A 17,095-nucleotide genomic window follows, 5' to 3' on the forward strand; every position below is an offset into this window, starting at 1 on the left:
ATCCGGCTATACCCCATATGCATGTCTTTTTTCAGAGCGTTGTCCCGGGCCATTGACCGGTGGCGACCATGGCATGGACTTCGGATGTCAGGAACTCGGCAAAGCTGCTGGTCAGGCGCGATCCGGGCCGGTTCAGAGGGGTCATCAACACAAGTGTCCGGTCGATCGATTGCCTGACGATGGGGCGGGCGATCAGACGTCCGTCGCGGACATGGTTGATCACGCTGATCAGCGGCAGGATCGTGCTGCCCAGCCCGCGCTCGACGAAAGCCAGCATCGTCGGCAGGATGTCGATCTCGAGCACCACCTCGAGATCGATCCGCTCATCCTGCGAAATGGATTCGACGCGGCGGCGCAAACCATGCTCGGGATTGGGTAGGATCAAGGGTTTCGTCAGCGCGTCATGCATCGGGATCGGCACGCCATCACGATCACCTTCTTTCTCGGCGGACTGGATCAGGAAAAGCTGCTCGAGAATGATCGGCTGGGCCTTGATCGAAGGTGATTTTTGGTCCTCATATGCAACCCCCAGGTCGATCTTTCCCCGCAGCAGCCAGTCCTGAACATGGCCGCTGAAACCCGAGATGATCCGCAGCTTCACCTCGGGATAGCGGTCCATCGTGCGTTCGATCAGATGCGTGGCCAGTATCTCGGACACGGTGGGCGGCAGGCCAAGCGTCACGGTGCCTGAAAGTGGCGCACGATTGCCGGAAATGTCCCCGGCCATATCCGCGACATCCTCCAGGATCGCTTTTGCCCGGCGTGCCAGCCGGATTCCCTCCTCGGTGGGCATGACCCCGCGACCATGCCGGCGCAACAGCGCGACATTGAGTTCTTCCTCCAATGCCTTGACCTGACGGCTGAGGGCGGGCTGGGCGATGTTCAGACGTTCGGCGGCGGCGGTGATGCTGCTCAGCTCGACCACCTGGATGAAGTTGCGCAACTGCCGGAAATCCATTCATGCCTCATATGTATCGCTGATATATTTATAATGCATTTGAATCATGTCTTCCAGTTCGCCAAGCTCAGTTATGGAGGAAGGCGTCAATCCTGCCGGGCAAGCCATCGCCTGATCGGGGATGCAGGTCGCAAAAAAGAACGACCCGCTGACGTTTTGGGAGAACAGGGAGAATTACATGAAAACCGGATTCAAGTTCGGGGTCGCTGTCAGCGGTCTAGTGACAATGACTGCGTTTGGTGCCTGGGCGCAGGACCTGCCGAAAACCATGGTATGGACATCTTATGACGTTGGGTCGGCAGGATATGCCGAAGCTTCTGCGATTGCCGATGCGTTCGGCAAGGAGTTTGGCACCCGTGTGCGCATCCAGCCATCGGGCAGTGGAATCGGACGTCTGCAACCACTGCTGCAAGGGCGCGCTGATTACGCATTCCTCGCGACCGAAGCGTTCTTTGTTGCCGAAGGGGCCTTTGATTTCGCAACGCGCGACTGGGGCCCGCGTGAGCTGCGCGCGGTGGCAGGCCGTCCGGCAGGCATCACGCTCATTGCGGCGGGAGATGCGGGGATCGAGAATGTCGAGGACGCCCGCGGCAAGCGCATCGCCTTCGTTGCCGGGAACCCCTCGGTGAATGTGAAATGCGAGGCGATCCTCGCCTTTGGCGGCTTGACGCTGGACGATGTCGAAGTGGTCACCTTTCCGACCTATGGCTCGGCGATGGCGTCGATGACCCGCAACGAATCCGACGCCACCTGCACGACGCCCACGACCAGTCAGCTTTACGAATTGGCCGAAAGCCCGAGGGGCATCCATTATGCGCCACTGGAGGCAGACAATGCCGCCGGCTGGGAGGGATTGCTGAAGGTGCTGCCGATCATGAGCCCGTCGGACGAGGATGTTGCCGCCGGTCTCGAGGAAGGCGAGATCGCCAAGATGGCCGCCTATCGCTATCCGGTGATCACGACCACGGCCGAGAAATCGGCGGATGATGTCTATGCCTTTATCAAGTCGCTCGATGAGAGCTACGAGCTTTACAAGAACGGCACCGCCACCATGTCGCGCTGGACGCTTGAAAAGTCGGGCAAGCCCGCCATCGATGTGCCCTTCCACGAAGGCGCCATTCGCTACCTGAAGGAAAAGGGCATCTGGACCAAAGAGGATGATGCCTGGAACGAGAAACGGATTGCCCGCATGGATGCGCTGCTGGCGGCGTGGGAGGAGTTTCTGCCACAGAATGAAGCCTTGTCCGATGAAGAGTTCTCGCAGGCCTGGATGGCCCGGCGCGCCGAGCTCGTCTCGGGTCTCAACTAAGCGGCTGCTCTCACATATTCTCCGGCGCGGACCGCGCCGGGGGATCGTCTTGCTTCGATCAGGAAGAAACCATGGATTCCGACAAGACCACCGATGTCGCGATGCCGGACGGCCAGGCCGCTATCCTTCCGCCGCCCTTGCCCGGACAGAAGTCCATCCGCGTGATCGTCATGGTGATGGGCGCGCTTGGCCTCGTGATGGCGATCAACCAGCAGTTCCTGCTGAACCTGTTCGGGTTCCAGCCTCTGGGGAATGCCTATCTCTACTATCTGATCGGCATCTTTCTGGCCCTGGCCTTCCTGACCCTGCCGGTCAGTGCGATGTATCCCCGACGGTATCGGTGGCTGAACCCGGTACTTGCAGTCGCGGCGTTGGTCAGCGCCGGTTGGCTTGGCACGCATGGGCTCGACATCATCCAGAAGGGCTGGGAATATGATGCGCCGCTTCTGGCCGATGTCATGGCGTCGATATTGATCCTGCTTGTTCTGGAAGGGGTGCGGCGTGCGGGGGGGCCGGTCCTGTTGGCCACGGCGCTGCTGTTCGGAGCCTATCCGCTTTATGCCGATTACATGCCCGGTTTCCTTTGGGGGACCGAATATTCGCTAATCGGAACCGTTCGCGCGCATGTACTGGGCGTCGAGTCGATCATCGGCATTCCCATGCAGGTCGTCGCGGAACTGGTGATCGGCTTTGTAATCTTCGGTTCGGTCCTTGTCGCGACGAAGGGCAGCGATTTTTTCATGGAGCTTGCATCCGCGTTGCTGGGTAACAGCCGGGGTGGCCCCGCCAAGGTTGCGGTAATGGGCTCGGGCATTCTCGGCTCTCTTTCCGGCAGCGTGATCTCGAATATTCTGACCTCGGGACCGTTTTCGATCCCGACGATGCGCCGGGTCGGTTATCCGGCCTATTATGCCGCTGCCGTCGAGGCCTGCGCCTCGACTGGCGCGACGTTGATGCCGCCGGTAATGGGCACAGTCGCCTTCGTCATGGCCTCGTTTCTTGGGGTGCAATATTCAAGCATCGTCATTGCCGCGATCATTCCGGCGCTGATGTTCTATATCGCGTTGCTCTTTCAGGTCGACATGTATGCGGCGCGCCGTGGGCTCAAGGGGCTGCCGCGCGACGAGATGCCCGCAATCTGGCCGGTGCTGAAATCTGGCTGGCCCTATCTGCTGAGCCTCGCCGTTCTGATCTTTGTACTGATGGGGCTGCGTATGGAAGCGCGCTCTCCATATTATGCCTCGGTGGTGATGGTGGTCGCGACCGCGTTCAACAAGAATACCCGTCTGACATTTGGCCGGGCCAAGGCACTGCTGTTTGACATCTCGACGAATATCGCCGGTCTGGTTGCGGTTCTGGCCGGGATTGGTCTTGTTGTCGGTGGTCTGTCCTATACCGGCGTTGCGGGTGCATTCTCACGCGAGTTGCTGCTTTATGCTGGAGGGAACACGGCGCTGATGCTGATTGCCGGGGCTGTGACCAGTTTTGTCCTGGGCATGGGGATGACGGTGACGGCCTGTTACATCTTCCTGTCGATCCTGCTGGCTCCGGCTCTTGTGCAGGCCGGGCTCAACCCGATCGCCAGCCATCTGTTTATCCTTTACTGGGGAATGCTGTCCTATATTACCCCGCCGGTCGCGCTGGCCGCCATTACCGCCGCGAATGTGGCCGGGTCGAAACCGATGCAGACCGGGCTGCACGCCATGCGTCTGGGGATGCCGCTTTTCGTGCTGCCCTTCATCTTCGTCTATGATCCCGCGCTGATCATGGATGGGACATGGTTGCAGATCTTTGAACGTGTCCTGCTGACCCTGGTGGCAATCTGGGCGATCACCTCGGCCTTCGAGGCCTGGATCTACAAGGTAGGCCAGATCGGCATGCTGAGCCGGGCTGCCTTTGCCCTTGGTGGCGTTCTCATCCTTTTTCCCGAACTGACCACCAGCCTCGCAGGGGCGGGAATTCTGATGGCAGTGATCGTTGTGAATCGCGGGCTCGGGCGCCGCAGAAACGCCGTCAGGGCGTAAGACAGAAATCAGGAGAAACGAGATGGACAAGAGTGTGGCCGACCTGGAAACTGCGGTCGCTCCAATCCCCGACGGTGCTTCGGTGATGATCGGAGGCTTCGGATCTTCAGGTATTCCCCTTGCCTTGATTGATGCGCTGTTGGCGCAGGGTGCCAGCGGCTTGACGGTGATCTCGAACAATGCCGGTGCCGGTGAGACCGGGATCGCCAAGCTGCTGAAGGCCGGACGCGTGGCAAAGGTTATCTGTTCCTATCCGCGCACCCCCGGTTCGATCTGGTTCGAAAAACGATATCAGACCGGAGAGGTCGAGCTGGAAGTCGTGCCTCAAGGTACATTGGCCGAGCGCATCCGCGCAGCAGGGGCTGGGCTGGGCGGCTTTCTGACTCCGACCGGCTATGGAACCCTGTTGGCAGAGGGCAAGGAGACCCGCGTGATCGGCGGGCGCGGCTATGTTATGGAGTTGCCGCTACACGCGGATTTCGCGCTGCTGCATGCCGAGCGTGCAGACCGGTGGGGCAATCTCGGCTTTCACGCCACAGCGCGCAATTTCAATCCGGTGATGGCGATGGGCGCGCGACATGCGGTGGCCGAGGTGCGGCAGCTTTGTGCGACCCCGCTTGATCCTGAACATGTGGTGACGCCGGGCATCTTTGTCCAGAGCGTCGTGGAATGCGGAGTGCAGGCATGACCGTCATAAATCTGCATGCGCTGAGCGATGCCGAACTGGCCGCGCGAGTGGCGCAGGATATTCCCGATGGGTCCTATGTGAATCTGGGGATCGGCAAGCCGACCCATGTCTCGGCCCATATGCCGGAAGGTCGCGAGGTGATCTATCACTCGGAAAACGGGATTCTGGGCGTGGGGCCGGTGCCCGCCGCGGGCGAGGAAGATCCGGAACTGATTGACGCCAGCAAACGCTATGTCACTGCCGCGCCCGGCGCTTCCTATTTTGAACATTCGGACAGTTTTGCCATGATGCGCGGCGGGCATATCGATATTGCCGTTCTTGGCGCCTATCAGGTGGCCGAAAACGGCGATCTGGCGAACTGGGCGACGCTGGACGAAAGCTATCCGCCTGCGGTCGGCGGGGCGATGGATCTTGTCGTCGGAGTGCCCCGGATCTTCGTGATGATGCGGCACAGGAATCGTGATGGCACGCCAAAGCTGTTGCAACGCTGCAGCTATCCGCTGACCGGTCTTGGGGTCGTAAGTCGTGTCTATACCGAACTTGCGGTTCTGGATGTGACGCCGGCCGGCTTCCGCCTTGTCGAACTGACACCAGGCAACCGCCTGGAAGAAGTTCAGGCGGTGACCGGGGCCAGAATTCTGACCTGAAGGACAAGATCATGCCGATACATGAATGCGGCTCGCAGCACCAAATGCCACGTTGGCGGGGGAATGGCATGGATCTGAGCTTCCCGCTTTTTGTCTCGGCTGCCCGTCCTGACGCCTTTGCTGCAGCTTGCAGGGCGGGCAGCGATACCGTGGTCATAGACCTTGAGGATTCCGTGCCAGCCGACAGCAAGGCGGCGGTGCGGCGCATTCCGCAAAGCGCGATGCCACAGGAACGCTCGGTGTTGCTCTTCCTGCGTGTGAATGGTGTGGGGACACTCTGGCATCGGGACGATGTGGCCTTTGCGCGCATGTCCGGGGTCGAAGGGGTGTTCCTGCCGAAAAGCGAAAGTGCCGCGCAGATCAACAAACTGCGCGCGGCGTTGGGTCCGGGGCAGAAGATCGTCGCGCTGATCGAGACCGTCAAGGGGTTGTCGCGGGCCGAGGAAATCGCCGAGGCGGCCGATCGTCTGGCCTTTGGTTCAATCGACCTCTCGGAAGATCTGGGCTGCGCGCATACACGTCTGGCCCTGCTGCCCTTGCGCAGCCGCATCGTGCAAGCGGCACGGTTGGCGGAACGCCCGCCGCCCCTTGATGGTGTCTCGGTGACGGTCACGGATGCGGCCGCCATTGCGGATGATGCAATGCATGCCTGCGAGTTGGGATTTGGCGGCAAATGTCTGATCCATCCTCGACAGCTGGTGCCGGCGCAGACCGGATTCAGCATTGTGCCACAGGATCTCGATTGGGCGCGCAATGCGCTTGCAGCGGAAGATGGCGCGCCGCCGGATGTCGCGGATGAGATGCTGCGCTCGCCGGTCGTGGCCCGCGCCAAACGTCTTTTCCTTCGCGCCCAGACAAGGTTGGCCCAGGCCTCCACAGGAAATGCCGGTGATGCCTGAGGGGCAGCACGGCCTGCCCGACACCAGACAGAGCATCAGGAAAGTGAGATTTGCATGAATGAGCAAAGCCATGTCGCAAAACAGGACCGGGCTGCGGCCTTGTGGCCGGGTCTGAAATTGCCCTTGATCGGCGCCCCCATGTTCCTCGCCTCGGGCGTCGAACTGGTGGTGGCGCAATGCAAGGCGAGGGTCGTCGGTACGTTTCCGGCGCTCAATGCGCGACCTGCCGAGCAACTCGACATCTGGCTGACCGAGATCAAGCGCCGCCTCGATGCGTATCGGCGCGACAGCGGTGAAGTTCCGGCACCGTTTGGCGTCAATCTGATCGTCAACACATATAACACCCGTCTGGAAGAGGATCTGGCGACCATTGTGCGCCATGAGGTGCCGTTGGTCATCACCTCGCTGTCCGCGCCCGACAAGGTGGTCGAAGCGGTGCATGGCTATGGCGGTCTGGTGTTTCATGATGTCGTCAAGGCGCGTCATGCGCGCCGCGCGGTGGCGGCAGGAGTTGATGGGCTGGTGCTTGTCTGTTCCGGTGCCGGGGGACATGCTGGCACGCTCAGTCCCTTTGCACTGGTCGAGGAGGTTCGCGAATTTTACGACGGGCCGCTGGCCCTGTCGGGAGCCATCGCAAATGGTCGCGCGATACTCGCGGCGCAGATATTGGGTTGTGACTTTGCCTATGCCGGGACGGTGTTCATTCCCAGCGAAGAAGCGATCGCGCCCCAGGGCCACAAACAGATGATCATCGGGTCCAACTCGGAAGAAATTCTGTATACTCCTTTATTTTCAGGTACATATGCAAACTACCTTACGCAAAGCATAGAGGCGGCGGGAGTCGATACGGACGAGGCAAGGCTGGCGCAGCCGCGCCGGATGGCCGACAAGTCGGCCCCTGATCGTCCCAAGGCATGGTCCCAGGTCTGGAGCGCCGGACAGGCCGTGGCACAATCGCGGAGTGTGGAGCCGACATCTGTCATCGTGGCACGGCTGGCGCGGGAATATCAGGCGGCCAAATCCGCAATTTGCGGCTGATGGAAGATCCCGACGTTACTGCATCGTTGTCGGCTCGGCGCGGTCGCGACGCCGAGACCACCCAGTACATATTGTAGTGAAGGACCTCATGACAGTTGCACAAACCCTTGCCAGATTTGCTTCGACCTCAACAGTTCAGGACGAGCGGATGCGTAACTTCCTGCGTCTGTCTTTGTTCGACTGGGCGACGGTTGGCATTGCCGGACGGGAGGAACCAGTGGCACGCATTGTCCGGAGGATGGTGCGGGAAACCGCTGCGGCCTCGTCGGGGGCGACATTGTTTGGAGGTGGTTGCGCCAGCGCCGCGATGGCCGCCCTTGCCAATGGGGCAGCAAGCCACGCGCTCGACTATGACGACACGCATTTCGGCCATATCGGCCATCCAAGTGTGGCGGTCATTCCTGCCGCGCTTGCTGCTGCTGAGACCGCACAGGCGGGGGAGAGTGTGTTTCTGGATGCCGTGGCGGTGGGGCTGGAAACTGCTTGCAGGATTGGCGCATGGCTGGGGCGGTCCCATTACGAGGCCGGATTTCACCAGACCGGAACTTCCGGTGCTTTTGGGGCGACTGCGGCGGCAGGGCGCGCATTCGGCCTTGGTCCCGAGAGGATGGCCGAGGCTCTTCGCCTGACCGCGTCGCGCGCCGCCGGGTTGAAAAGCCAGTTTGGCACCATGGGAAAGCCGTTGAATGCGGGTTTTGCAGCCGAGGTGGGGATCATCTCGGCCTCGTTGGCGCGGGCGGGTGCGACCTCTGCGCCGGACGCGCTGGAAGGCGCACAAGGATTCGCGATGACCCATGCTGGCAATGCTGATGCCACGGCGCTAGCGGGACTTGGGAGTGACTGGGTGTTTCCGCATATCTCATATAAATTCCATGCCTGTTGCCACGGCCTGCATGCAATGCTTGAAGCCGCGCGAAACCTGCGAGCGGAGGGCCTGATGGCCGATGAAATCGAAAGCGTCACGATCCGCACGCATCCCCGCTGGCTGGCGGTTTGCAATCAGCGAGAACCTGAGACAGGCCTGCAGGCAAAGTTCAGCTATCGCCTGACCGCAGCGATGATGCTGTCAGGTGTCGATACTGCATCGCTGAAGGTCTATAGCGACGCAACCTGCATGAGGGGTGACCTTATGGCGCTGCGCGATCTTGTGACGGTCCAACCCGACGACCGCCTGACCGACAGCGAGGCCTGGATATCGGTGGTTGCGGCCGGAAAAACGCTGGAGGCGCATCACGATATTCTTGCCGATGTCGACCCTGTCACTGTCCAACAACGTCTGCGCGCCAAGGCGGCGACTCTGCTCGGCTTCAGAAATGCGGGCGATCTTTGGGCTGTGGTTTCAGAATTGGGATCGGAACAGAAGTCCTTGGTGAGATTTCTGAAGCTGATTGGTTCAGAGACTGGCCGTGTCGGGGCAGATGGGGCATTTGCGCCCTAGGACCCCAAAATCCTTCAGGGCCGCTGCCCTGCCTTCAGCGTGAATTTTCGCAGTCCATAGCGGTTGCTGTGCAACCTCTTGATCGGACGGGCGATGCAACCGGTCCTCCTGATCTGAATTCCCGCCGTTTTTTGGTTCGCAGAAATAGCGCGCGTTCAGATTGCGGGCTGCTGGCGCGGCGGCAACGCAAGAACTGACAATATTTTCCTTGCCGAATGTTATTTATTATGGAGAATGATGAAAGGCCCATGTTTGCGAATGATTCTTGTCGGGGTGCAGAGAAACAGACCCGCTGAACGGTCTTGTTGGTCTGGTGCGGCGCTGGGGTCATTGGGGACGACAAGTCTATCGTGCTGGCGCGACGGCTTCGAATTTGATCCGGCACCTGGGGGAATGTTGGAGGTCGGGCTGCGGGGTCATTGGCCCATGCCCGCCCGCATATCTTCAGTGTCGGAATTACTGTCTGGGAGGAAAGAAATATGTATTGCCAATGTCTTCGGGTATTTGGTCAGTCACTTGAGGGGGAGGAGCGACCCGACATGGTTCCGCAGGGGACCGAGGTCATCATCAATGTGACGGCCGCAGGGGTGTGCCACACGGATCTGCATATTCGTGAGGGGGGCTTCGATCTTGGGCATGGACGCCGCATGAACTATGCTGAACGTGGCGTTGCGCTTCCGAAGATCGCAGGGCACGAGGTGGCGGGTGTCGTTGCTGCGGTTGGGCCGGATGCCGGGCCGGTCGATATGTCAAAAGCATATGTCGTCTATCCTTGGGGCGGCTGCGGTACATGTGATTTCTGCGCCGCCGGAGAAGAACAGCTTTGCACACAGCCACAGTTTTTGGGCATCCATCGCGATGGAGGCTACGCGACTCAGGTCCGCGTGGCTCATCCCAGATATCTGTTCGATGCAGGTGATCTGGCTCCGGAAATTGCTGCGCCGCTGGGATGTTCGGGTCTGACCACCTATGCCGCGCTGAAAAAGATATCGTCCACTTCCGGCACGCATACGCCTGTCCTGATCGGTGGCGGCGGGCTCGGACTGATGTGCCTGCAACTCCTCAAGGCTCAAAAGCTGAAAATGCCTGTGGTCGTGGATCTTGCTCGCGACAAGCGTGAGGCGGCCTTGGCGGCGGGCGCGGTGGCGGCCATCGATCCAACGGACGCGGATGCCATCGAGCAGGTTCACAGGGCCTGCGGGGGCGCGCCACTTGCCGTGATTGATTTTGTCGGTGCCGAACAGACAGCCGAATTCGCGATGAATGTGGTTGGCAAAGGCGCGACGATCATCGTTGTAGGGCTGTTCGGCGGGGCGACACCCTGGGCCATTCCGATGCTGCCGCTGAAATCCGTTACCGTTCGTGGCAGCTATACCGGCTCGTTGTCCGAATTCGGAGAATTGATGGAATTTGCTCGCAACGGCGCCATCACACCTATTCCGACAAAATCATATCTGCTGACCCAAGCCGACGAGGTGTTGGACCTGCTGGAAACGGGAAAAGTGATTGGCCGCGCCATTCTGGCGAATGGTTGACATGTTCTGCGGCCGTCACCGGCCCTGAAATCACGACATGGGAGGAAATATAAAATGATGAATTACAAAGCCTTGGCGCTTCTTTCGACAATTCTCTACGCTGCCTTTCCGGGCGATGCGGCACAGGCCGAGACGCTGCGCTATGCGATCGGCTTTCCACCTGGCGGTTCCGTGACCGATGGTCTTCATGAGTTCAATGACCGACTGAAAGCGGAAACGGATCTTGAATTGAAGATCTATGAGCTTTCGCTTCTGGATCTGAAGGAAACACCGCCGGGTGTGCGCGACGGCTTGGCTGATGCGGGCTATATCATCACGCCCTATTACGCAGCCGAATATTCCGAAACAAACCTTCCGGCAAATATGTCGATGCTGGCAACCGTCGGAACGCCCGCGAAGTCCTCGGGGGCCGTCATGGCCGGCGTGATGACCGAATATGTCATGCTGCATTGCGATGAATGCCAACAGCAGTACAAGGCGCAGAACCAGATATTCCTGGGGGCTATCGGCACACCAGAATATGTGCAGCTTTGTACGACGCCGATCCGCAGCATCGAAGACCTGAAGGGCAAGAAGATGAGGTCCTCGGTGGACGCGATGGGCCGTTGGGCTGAGAATTTCGGAGCCACCAAGGTTTCGATCCCTGCCAATGATATCTACGAAGCCATGTCGCAGGGCGTTGTCGACTGCACGATGTTCTCTGCTCCTGAACTGGGCAATTTCCAGCTGTTCGATGTGACCAAATACATCACGCTCGGTTTGCCTGGGGGGAGCTTCGCTGGCGTTGGCGCGATGAACGTGAACCTTGATACTTGGCAATCGCTGTCGAAAGAGCAGCGTTCGGAAATGCTGCGGCTGGCACCTTTCAACGCGGCGGCCATCACCGTCAACTATCACCGCGCCGCCGAGCAGGATATCGAGAAGGCCCGCCAGAACGGCACCGAGATCATCGAGCGGCCCGAGGCGATGGCCAAGGCGACCGAGGAATTCGTTCGCGATGACGCTGCGGTCATCAAGGCCAGTTTCCAAAACGACTACGGTTTGGAGAATGTCGATGAGAAATACGATCTTATCGCCGGTCTGATCGAGAAATGGAAAGGTCTGACGGAAGATAGCCATAACGACAAGGATGCAATGACCGAGTTGCTCTGGACCGAGGTGTTCTCGAAAATGGATGCCGCAACCTATGGCATGAACTGATGGCTGTGGCGGGTCGAAACACCGGCGCGCCACGCTGATATCCAAGAGGCTGCAATGCAAAAAACAGACAAGCTTCTGCGGGCGATCATCGCGGTTTACGGAGGGATTGGTGCGGTCATCATCTTTTTGATGATGCTGCACATCACGGCCGATGTGATAAGCAAATTCGTCTTCAATCAACCGCTTCCCGGCACGATTCAGATTGTCTCACAATACTATATGGTTGCCGCAGCATTCCTGCCGCTTGCCATGGTGGAGCGGCTGACCGGACATATTTCGGTCGAAATTCTCTACAATGTACTTCCGGGCACGCTGCGCGGTATTCTCGCCATGTTTTCAACCGCTTTGGGGGCCGTCGTTTTTGCGGCCATGGCCTGGGCAAGCTGGGGCGAGGCGGTCAAGAAATATACCATCGGTTCATTCAGCTATGAACAGGGCGTCAAGATAGCCATCTGGCCATCCTATTTCATCCTGCCGGCAGGCACAGCCTTGCTGGCGCTGGTGTTCCTGTGGCGGCTCATTGCCTATGTGATGCGCGCCGAGGATCCTTCGGCCCTCACTCCGGGACAGGCGCAGGCAAGCAGTGAGGGTGTTTCCATTGACTGATATCCAGATTGGTTTCGCCGGAATTGCCATCCTGCTGACCCTGATTGCCCTGCGCGTTCCCATTGCGATCGCCTTGATCAGCGTGTCCTTCATGGGCATCTCGGAATTGGTTTCATACAAGGCTGCCTGGGGCGCGCTGGGGAATATCCCCTATAATTTCACCGCCACCTGGCATCTGTCCTCTATCCCGATGTTCGTCCTGATGGGGTTCTTTTGCTATCATGCCGGGCTGACGACGGGGTTGTTCAAGGCTGCGCGGATGTGGCTTTCGGCGCTGCCCGGCGGGCTGGCGGTGGCGGGTGTTCTGGGTTGTGCCGGATTTGCCGCTGTTACCGGCTCTTCCATTGCCTGCGCGGCTGCCATGGGGCGCATCGCCGCGCCCGAGATGCTGCGCTATCGTTATGACGAGGGTCTTGCTACGGGCACCATCGCCGCGGCAGGCACCATCGGGGCCTTGATCCCGCCATCCATCCTGTTCATTCTTTACGGCATCATCGCGCAGGTTCAGGTCAGCCAGCTTTTTCTGGCCGGATCGGTGATCGGGCTGATCACTGTTGTGGCCTACACGCTGGTGATCGTGATCCGCGTCAAGCTCAACCCCGCGCTGGCCCCGGCAATCGAGGAGCATGTCGGGTGGGCGGAACGCTTTGCGGTCTTGCGAGAGGTCTGGCCGGTTCTGACGCTTGTTGTCGGTGTGTTTGGCGGCCTGTTTACCGGGATATTCACACCGACCGAGGCAGGCGGGGTCGGTGCGGCAATGTCCCTGGTGATCGCTTTTGCGCGCCGATCAATGACGCTGAAAGGAATCTGGTCCTCGCTGATGGAGACCCTGACCATTTCCTCTTCGATTTTCATCATTGCTGTCGGGGCCAGCATGTTGACGCGATTTTTCACCTTTTCCGGTGTCAGCGATGCAATTGCCGACAGCGTATTGGGGCTGGGGGTTTCGCCTCTTCTGCTGATTTTGGCGATCACGCTGCTGTATCTGGTGTTGGGAATGTTCCTGGAACCGATCGGTGCGATGTTGCTGACCTTGCCGATCTTGCTGCCACTTGTCCAAGCGGCAGGCATCGAGCTGCTTTGGTTTGGCGTTCTGGTCGCAAAGCTCCTTGAGATCGGAATGATCACCCCTCCCATCGGGTTGAATGTCTTTGTCCTGAAAGGCGTGATGGGAGAGCGTATCTCGATCGGAAAGATATTCTCGGGCGTGACCTATTTCATCTTCGCGGATTTCGCGATCATCGCGCTGCTGGTGGCCTTCCCCGGAATCATCCTCTTCACACAAAACATTCTGCACTGACTTACCGATCACGAAGGAACGACTTCATGCTTACGGATACGAAACTCTTCATCAATGGTGCCTGGCGTCCCGCGTCGGACGGTGCGCGAAACGAGGTGCATGATCCCGCCACGGGCGAAGTGTCGGGTCACCATGCCGTGGCGACCAGAGAGGATATGCTGGAAGCTGTAAGCGCAGCTGAAAGGGCCTTTCCGCTGTGGCGCGACACCCCGGCCATGGAACGTGCGGCAATCATGAAACGCGCTGCCGCACTTTTGCGGGAACGTGCAGCCGAGGTGGCCGCGATACTGACCTTGGAAATGGGGAAGCCTATTGCCGAAGCCGAAACGGAATTGCGTTCGTCGGCAGATATTCTGGATTGGTTCGCCGAAGAAGCGCGGCGCGTCTATGGTCGGGTCATCCCTCCGCGCAGTCCGGATGTAATGCAACTGGCGCTTAAGCAGCCGGTCGGGCCGGTTGCGGCCTTTACGCCCTGGAATTTCCCGGTCTCGCAGCTAGTCCGCAAGGTCGGCCCGGCGCTTGCCGCAGGCTGCACCGTCGTCGCCAAACCGCCAGAGGACGCACCGGCCAGTCCGGCGGCTATCGCCGAAGTGTTGTCAGAGGCCGGGCTGCCGGCAGGGGTGTTGAACCTGCTTTACGGAAATCCGCCAGACATTTCGAATTTCCTGATCCCGCATCCCGCCATTCGCAAGGTCTCGTTTACCGGCTCGGTCCCGGTCGGCAAGCAACTTGCCTCTCTTGCGGGACGGCATATGAAGCGCATCACGATGGAGCTGGGCGGTCACAGTCCGGTTCTGGTCTTTGATGATGCCGACATCGAGGACGCGGCTCGCAGCATCGCTGCCTTCAAGTTCCGCAATGCCGGGCAGGTTTGCATTTCGCCGACCAGAATTCTGGTGCAGCGCGGAATCTATGATCGCTTTGTCAGGCAGTTGCGTAAAGAGGTCGATAAGATCGTGACCGGACCGGGGATCGATCCGGCAACCGTGATGGGGCCGCTGGTTAGCCAACGCCGGATCGAGGCGGTCGGCACGCTCATCGATGAGGCCGTTTCCGAAGGAGCGACTCTGCTGACCGGGGGGGAACGGATGGATCACAGCGGCTTCTTCTACCGGCCGACGCTTCTTGAGAATGTCCCCGTCAAAGCCCGGATCCTGAACGAAGAGCCTTTCGGGCCGGTCGCACTGCTTGCGCAATTCGATACGATCGAGGAAGCCGTCACGGAAGCAAATCGTCTGGCCTATGGGCTTGCAGCCTATGCCTATACGACCTCGATTCGGATTTCGCAGATACTTCAAAATCAGGTGGAAACTGGGATGTTGGCGATCAACCACACAGCGCTGGGATTGCCCGAACTGCCTCTGGGTGGGGTCAAGGATTCCGGTTTTGGTTCCGAGGGTGGATCGGAAGCTGTGGAAACCTATCTGTTCACAAAGCTGGTGACCCAGAAATCCTGAAGCAAAAAGGCCGGAGCGCGGCGAATATGCGCTCCGGCAAACCGAAACCATTCTCAGGCCCTGGTTCCGGTTCAGGCAACTCGGGATCGTCAATTTGTTGCCCGCGGTCGAAGGTGGCTGTGCGCTACCGCCTTTCACGCGGCCATGCTGTTTGCGCAGTCGTTCCAGCGCTCGAACGCGGTGGCGAAGTTCTGACGGTATGCGGAGGCGGTCATCTTGTGGCGGCGAGGGCGGAACAGGTCTGCGGTTTCATCGTAACCGCCCGATTGGCATTGCTGGACTGCTCGAACACCAGGGCTGCCTACCGTTTCTTTTCCAACGGGAACGTCAGCGAAATGCATAAAACCCCCGACCCTGACCGCAACATTTAGCTTTAACTCATTGTTTTTCTGTATCTGTGCGTCAAATTTGGGCTGTGAGGGCCTGAACATTTCAAAGTTGATCTGTTGTTTTGATACAGTTTGTTTGCCATGCAGATGTCCTCGTTCCAACTGATATCGCGGCTTCCCGAGCGTCGGGGGGGGGATTACCCCCCTGACCGGTTAGACGGACGGTGATGCCCCCTGCGTGGCGGCACTCGAAACGCTTGATGACGCACGGCGACAGGTGCTGTTCGGAAATGCCCCGACACTGCACAGCACCGACGCGCCTGCGCCCGCAGCTCCTGTGACAGAGCAAGCAGATGCCTGGCGCATGGTCCCGGTTTGGGACGCGACGGGCATCGAGGCGCAGAGCTCGACGAGATTACCATCGGCGGTCGTCCCGCGCCCTACAACGGGCGGCAGGGCGACACGGCTTTTGCACTCTTTGACGGAGGCGCGCGTGCGCAACTCGTCTCCGGCGCCTCCATCGGTCGGTGTCGCGTAGCCCCTAATTGTGAGATGCGAAATCCAACGAAATCAACGGCTACACTTTGCCCTTAAACCCGAAACAGGGTTCACAGACTTGTTCGGCAAATGTCGATGGATGATGATGATGGCGAGGACTCCGCTGCCGTTGGTGCTGAGGAGGCTCGCAGGGCCGTCGTGCTGCGCCCTCTCGTTCAGGCATGTCTCAATGGGACTGGCAGTCTGGAAAGTGGCATCAATGATGCCGTTTGGGAGCTTGGTGTCAGTAGGGCGACGGTCTGGCGTTGGATAAAGCGGCTAGCTGAGGAGGGTGGCGCACCAGCGCTCTGGTACCGCGGAAGCGGGGCCGCCCGACAGGTAGGGTTTTGATATCCAGCAAGGTCGAAGCGGTGATCGAATAGCATCTTCGCCTCTATTTCTTGCGCCGGGAGCGATCTAGCCTGTCGCGTGTTGTGACAGAGATCCGCAGCGCCTGCTGGCAACAAGGCTTGCAGCCGCAGACACGGCGGACGGTTCTGCGTCGTCTGGATGCGATGGATACCCGCGAAATTGCGAAGGCACGGGAGGGCGCAAAGGCGGCCGGTCAGAAATTTGCGCCAGTCATAGGCGAGAACAAGGCCAGTCAGCCACTCGAGATCGTGCAAATCGACCATACGCCCGCGGACATCATTCTTGTCGACAGTCTTGAGCGTCAACCAATTGGCCGGCCTTGGGTCACGCTGGCGATCGACATCGCAACGCGGATGGTAACTGGATACTACACCTCTCTGGAGGCCCCTTCGCGTCTGTCCGTGTCGCTTTGACTGACAAAGGCGGTTGCCCCGAAGGCGGAACTTCTGAGGGAATTGAGGTGCAATATTCCTTGGCCCGCGCAGGGCAAACCGCTCAGCCTCCACGTCGACAATGGCCGCGATTTCCGCTCGCGGGCCTTTCGGTCGGCATGCGCGGAATGGGGGATCGATTTGGTCTATCGGCCACCGGGAAGCCCTCATTTCGGAGGGCACATCGAACGGCTGATCGGGACGATGATGGGGGCCGTTCACCTGTTGCCGGGAACAACGCAATCCTCGGTCGCGGCCACCCAACGCCGAACCAAGCGCTGCACTGCAAACAAGTTGGCAATGCCCAGACGTCAAAAAGGCCATGGC

At 59.5% G+C, this 17,095-nt stretch carries 15 protein-coding genes; 14 read left to right on the top strand and 1 reads right to left on the bottom strand.

Features of this window, described 5'->3' with window-relative positions; all coding sequences use genetic code 11:
- Positions 1 to 31: 31 nt before the first annotated feature.
- Entirely contained in the window at positions 32 to 958 is a 927-nt protein-coding gene (locus JHW44_RS13925; RefSeq protein ID WP_089345932.1) for a LysR family transcriptional regulator, read from the bottom strand.
- Positions 959 to 1,184: 226 nt separating this feature from the next.
- Between JHW44_RS13925 and JHW44_RS13930 the strand changes: the two genes are divergently transcribed.
- The 14 genes from JHW44_RS13930 (at position 1,185) to JHW44_RS13995 (ending at position 16,750) form a co-directional block, all read left to right on the top strand.
- Entirely contained in the window at positions 1,185 to 2,267 is a 1,083-nt protein-coding gene (locus JHW44_RS13930) for a TAXI family TRAP transporter solute-binding subunit (RefSeq protein ID WP_272850335.1), read from the top strand.
- A gap of 170 nt (positions 2,268 to 2,437) precedes the next feature.
- Positions 2,438 to 4,291, top strand: coding sequence for a TRAP transporter permease (locus tag JHW44_RS13935; RefSeq protein ID WP_272850336.1), 1,854 nt, complete (start codon positions 2,438 to 2,440; stop codon positions 4,289 to 4,291).
- A gap of 22 nt (positions 4,292 to 4,313) precedes the next feature.
- Positions 4,314 to 4,979, top strand: coding sequence for a 3-oxoacid CoA-transferase subunit A (locus JHW44_RS13940; RefSeq protein WP_089345933.1), 666 nt, complete (start codon positions 4,314 to 4,316; stop codon positions 4,977 to 4,979).
- Positions 4,980 to 4,990: 11 nt separating this feature from the next.
- Entirely contained in the window at positions 4,991 to 5,626 is a 636-nt protein-coding gene (locus JHW44_RS13945) for a 3-oxoacid CoA-transferase subunit B (RefSeq protein WP_089345955.1), read from the top strand.
- 68 nt (positions 5,627 to 5,694) lie between these two features.
- Complete coding sequence (locus tag JHW44_RS13950) at positions 5,695 to 6,525, top strand: HpcH/HpaI aldolase/citrate lyase family protein (RefSeq protein WP_179217798.1); 831 nt, start codon at positions 5,695 to 5,697, stop codon at positions 6,523 to 6,525.
- A gap of 54 nt (positions 6,526 to 6,579) precedes the next feature.
- Positions 6,580 to 7,563, top strand: coding sequence for an NAD(P)H-dependent flavin oxidoreductase (locus tag JHW44_RS13955; protein WP_089345935.1), 984 nt, complete (start codon positions 6,580 to 6,582; stop codon positions 7,561 to 7,563).
- Between the two features lie 88 nt (positions 7,564 to 7,651).
- Positions 7,652 to 9,001, top strand: a complete 1,350-nt coding sequence (locus JHW44_RS13960; protein WP_089345936.1) for an MmgE/PrpD family protein — start codon at positions 7,652 to 7,654, stop codon at positions 8,999 to 9,001.
- Positions 9,002 to 9,540: 539 nt separating this feature from the next.
- Positions 9,541 to 10,536, top strand: a complete 996-nt coding sequence (locus tag JHW44_RS13965) for a zinc-binding dehydrogenase (protein WP_245847440.1) — start codon at positions 9,541 to 9,543, stop codon at positions 10,534 to 10,536.
- 54 nt (positions 10,537 to 10,590) lie between these two features.
- Complete coding sequence (locus tag JHW44_RS13970; protein ID WP_089345938.1) at positions 10,591 to 11,736, top strand: C4-dicarboxylate TRAP transporter substrate-binding protein; 1,146 nt, start codon at positions 10,591 to 10,593, stop codon at positions 11,734 to 11,736.
- A 54-nt stretch (positions 11,737 to 11,790) separates the two neighbouring features.
- Positions 11,791 to 12,342: a TRAP transporter small permease gene (locus JHW44_RS13975; RefSeq protein WP_089345939.1), complete on the top strand. Its 552-nt coding sequence runs from the start codon at positions 11,791 to 11,793 to the stop codon at positions 12,340 to 12,342.
- Positions 12,335 to 13,642, top strand: a complete 1,308-nt coding sequence (locus JHW44_RS13980) for a TRAP transporter large permease (protein ID WP_089345940.1) — start codon at positions 12,335 to 12,337, stop codon at positions 13,640 to 13,642. The genes JHW44_RS13975 and JHW44_RS13980 overlap by 8 nt, the downstream gene beginning before the upstream one ends.
- 26 nt (positions 13,643 to 13,668) lie before the next feature.
- Positions 13,669 to 15,099 carry an NAD-dependent succinate-semialdehyde dehydrogenase gene (locus JHW44_RS13985; RefSeq protein ID WP_089345941.1) on the top strand — a complete coding sequence of 477 codons (1,431 nt, stop codon included), beginning with the start codon at positions 13,669 to 13,671 and terminating at the stop codon, positions 15,097 to 15,099.
- A gap of 962 nt (positions 15,100 to 16,061) precedes the next feature.
- Complete coding sequence (locus tag JHW44_RS13990) at positions 16,062 to 16,316, top strand: helix-turn-helix domain-containing protein (protein WP_245847443.1); 255 nt, start codon at positions 16,062 to 16,064, stop codon at positions 16,314 to 16,316.
- A 164-nt stretch (positions 16,317 to 16,480) separates the two neighbouring features.
- Positions 16,481 to 16,750 (top strand): hypothetical protein, encoded by a 270-nt coding sequence (locus JHW44_RS13995; RefSeq protein WP_272850326.1) that lies wholly within the window; start codon positions 16,481 to 16,483, stop codon positions 16,748 to 16,750.
- Positions 16,751 to 17,095 lie beyond the last annotated feature (345 nt).

It is taken from the genome of Paracoccus seriniphilus, from assembly GCF_028553745.1.
Lineage (GTDB): Bacteria > Pseudomonadota > Alphaproteobacteria > Rhodobacterales > Rhodobacteraceae > Paracoccus > Paracoccus seriniphilus.

What these genes read in the sequence shown, in the direction of transcription:
- JHW44_RS13950 (WP_179217798.1), top strand. Translation starts at nt 5,695, where the DNA reads ATGGATCTGAGCTTCCCGCTTTTTGTCTCGGCTGCCCGTCCTGACGCC.
- JHW44_RS13990 (WP_245847443.1), top strand. Translation starts at nt 16,062, where the DNA reads ATGGATGATGATGATGGCGAGGACTCCGCTGCCGTTGGTGCTGAGGAG.
- JHW44_RS13960 (WP_089345936.1), top strand. Translation starts at nt 7,652, where the DNA reads ATGACAGTTGCACAAACCCTTGCCAGATTTGCTTCGACCTCAACAGTT.
- JHW44_RS13995 (WP_272850326.1), top strand. Translation starts at nt 16,481, where the DNA reads ATGGATACCCGCGAAATTGCGAAGGCACGGGAGGGCGCAAAGGCGGCC.
- JHW44_RS13930 (WP_272850335.1), top strand. Translation starts at nt 1,185, where the DNA reads ATGACTGCGTTTGGTGCCTGGGCGCAGGACCTGCCGAAAACCATGGTA.
- JHW44_RS13970 (WP_089345938.1), top strand. Translation starts at nt 10,591, where the DNA reads ATGATGAATTACAAAGCCTTGGCGCTTCTTTCGACAATTCTCTACGCT.
- JHW44_RS13975 (WP_089345939.1), top strand. Translation starts at nt 11,791, where the DNA reads ATGCAAAAAACAGACAAGCTTCTGCGGGCGATCATCGCGGTTTACGGA.
- JHW44_RS13940 (WP_089345933.1), top strand. Translation starts at nt 4,314, where the DNA reads ATGGACAAGAGTGTGGCCGACCTGGAAACTGCGGTCGCTCCAATCCCC.
- JHW44_RS13935 (WP_272850336.1), top strand. Translation starts at nt 2,438, where the DNA reads ATGGTGATGGGCGCGCTTGGCCTCGTGATGGCGATCAACCAGCAGTTC.
- JHW44_RS13985 (WP_089345941.1), top strand. Translation starts at nt 13,669, where the DNA reads ATGCTTACGGATACGAAACTCTTCATCAATGGTGCCTGGCGTCCCGCG.
- JHW44_RS13955 (WP_089345935.1), top strand. Translation starts at nt 6,580, where the DNA reads ATGAATGAGCAAAGCCATGTCGCAAAACAGGACCGGGCTGCGGCCTTG.
- JHW44_RS13925 (WP_089345932.1), bottom strand. Translation starts at nt 958, where the DNA reads ATGGATTTCCGGCAGTTGCGCAACTTCATCCAGGTGGTCGAGCTGAGC.
- JHW44_RS13965 (WP_245847440.1), top strand. Translation starts at nt 9,541, where the DNA reads ATGGTTCCGCAGGGGACCGAGGTCATCATCAATGTGACGGCCGCAGGG.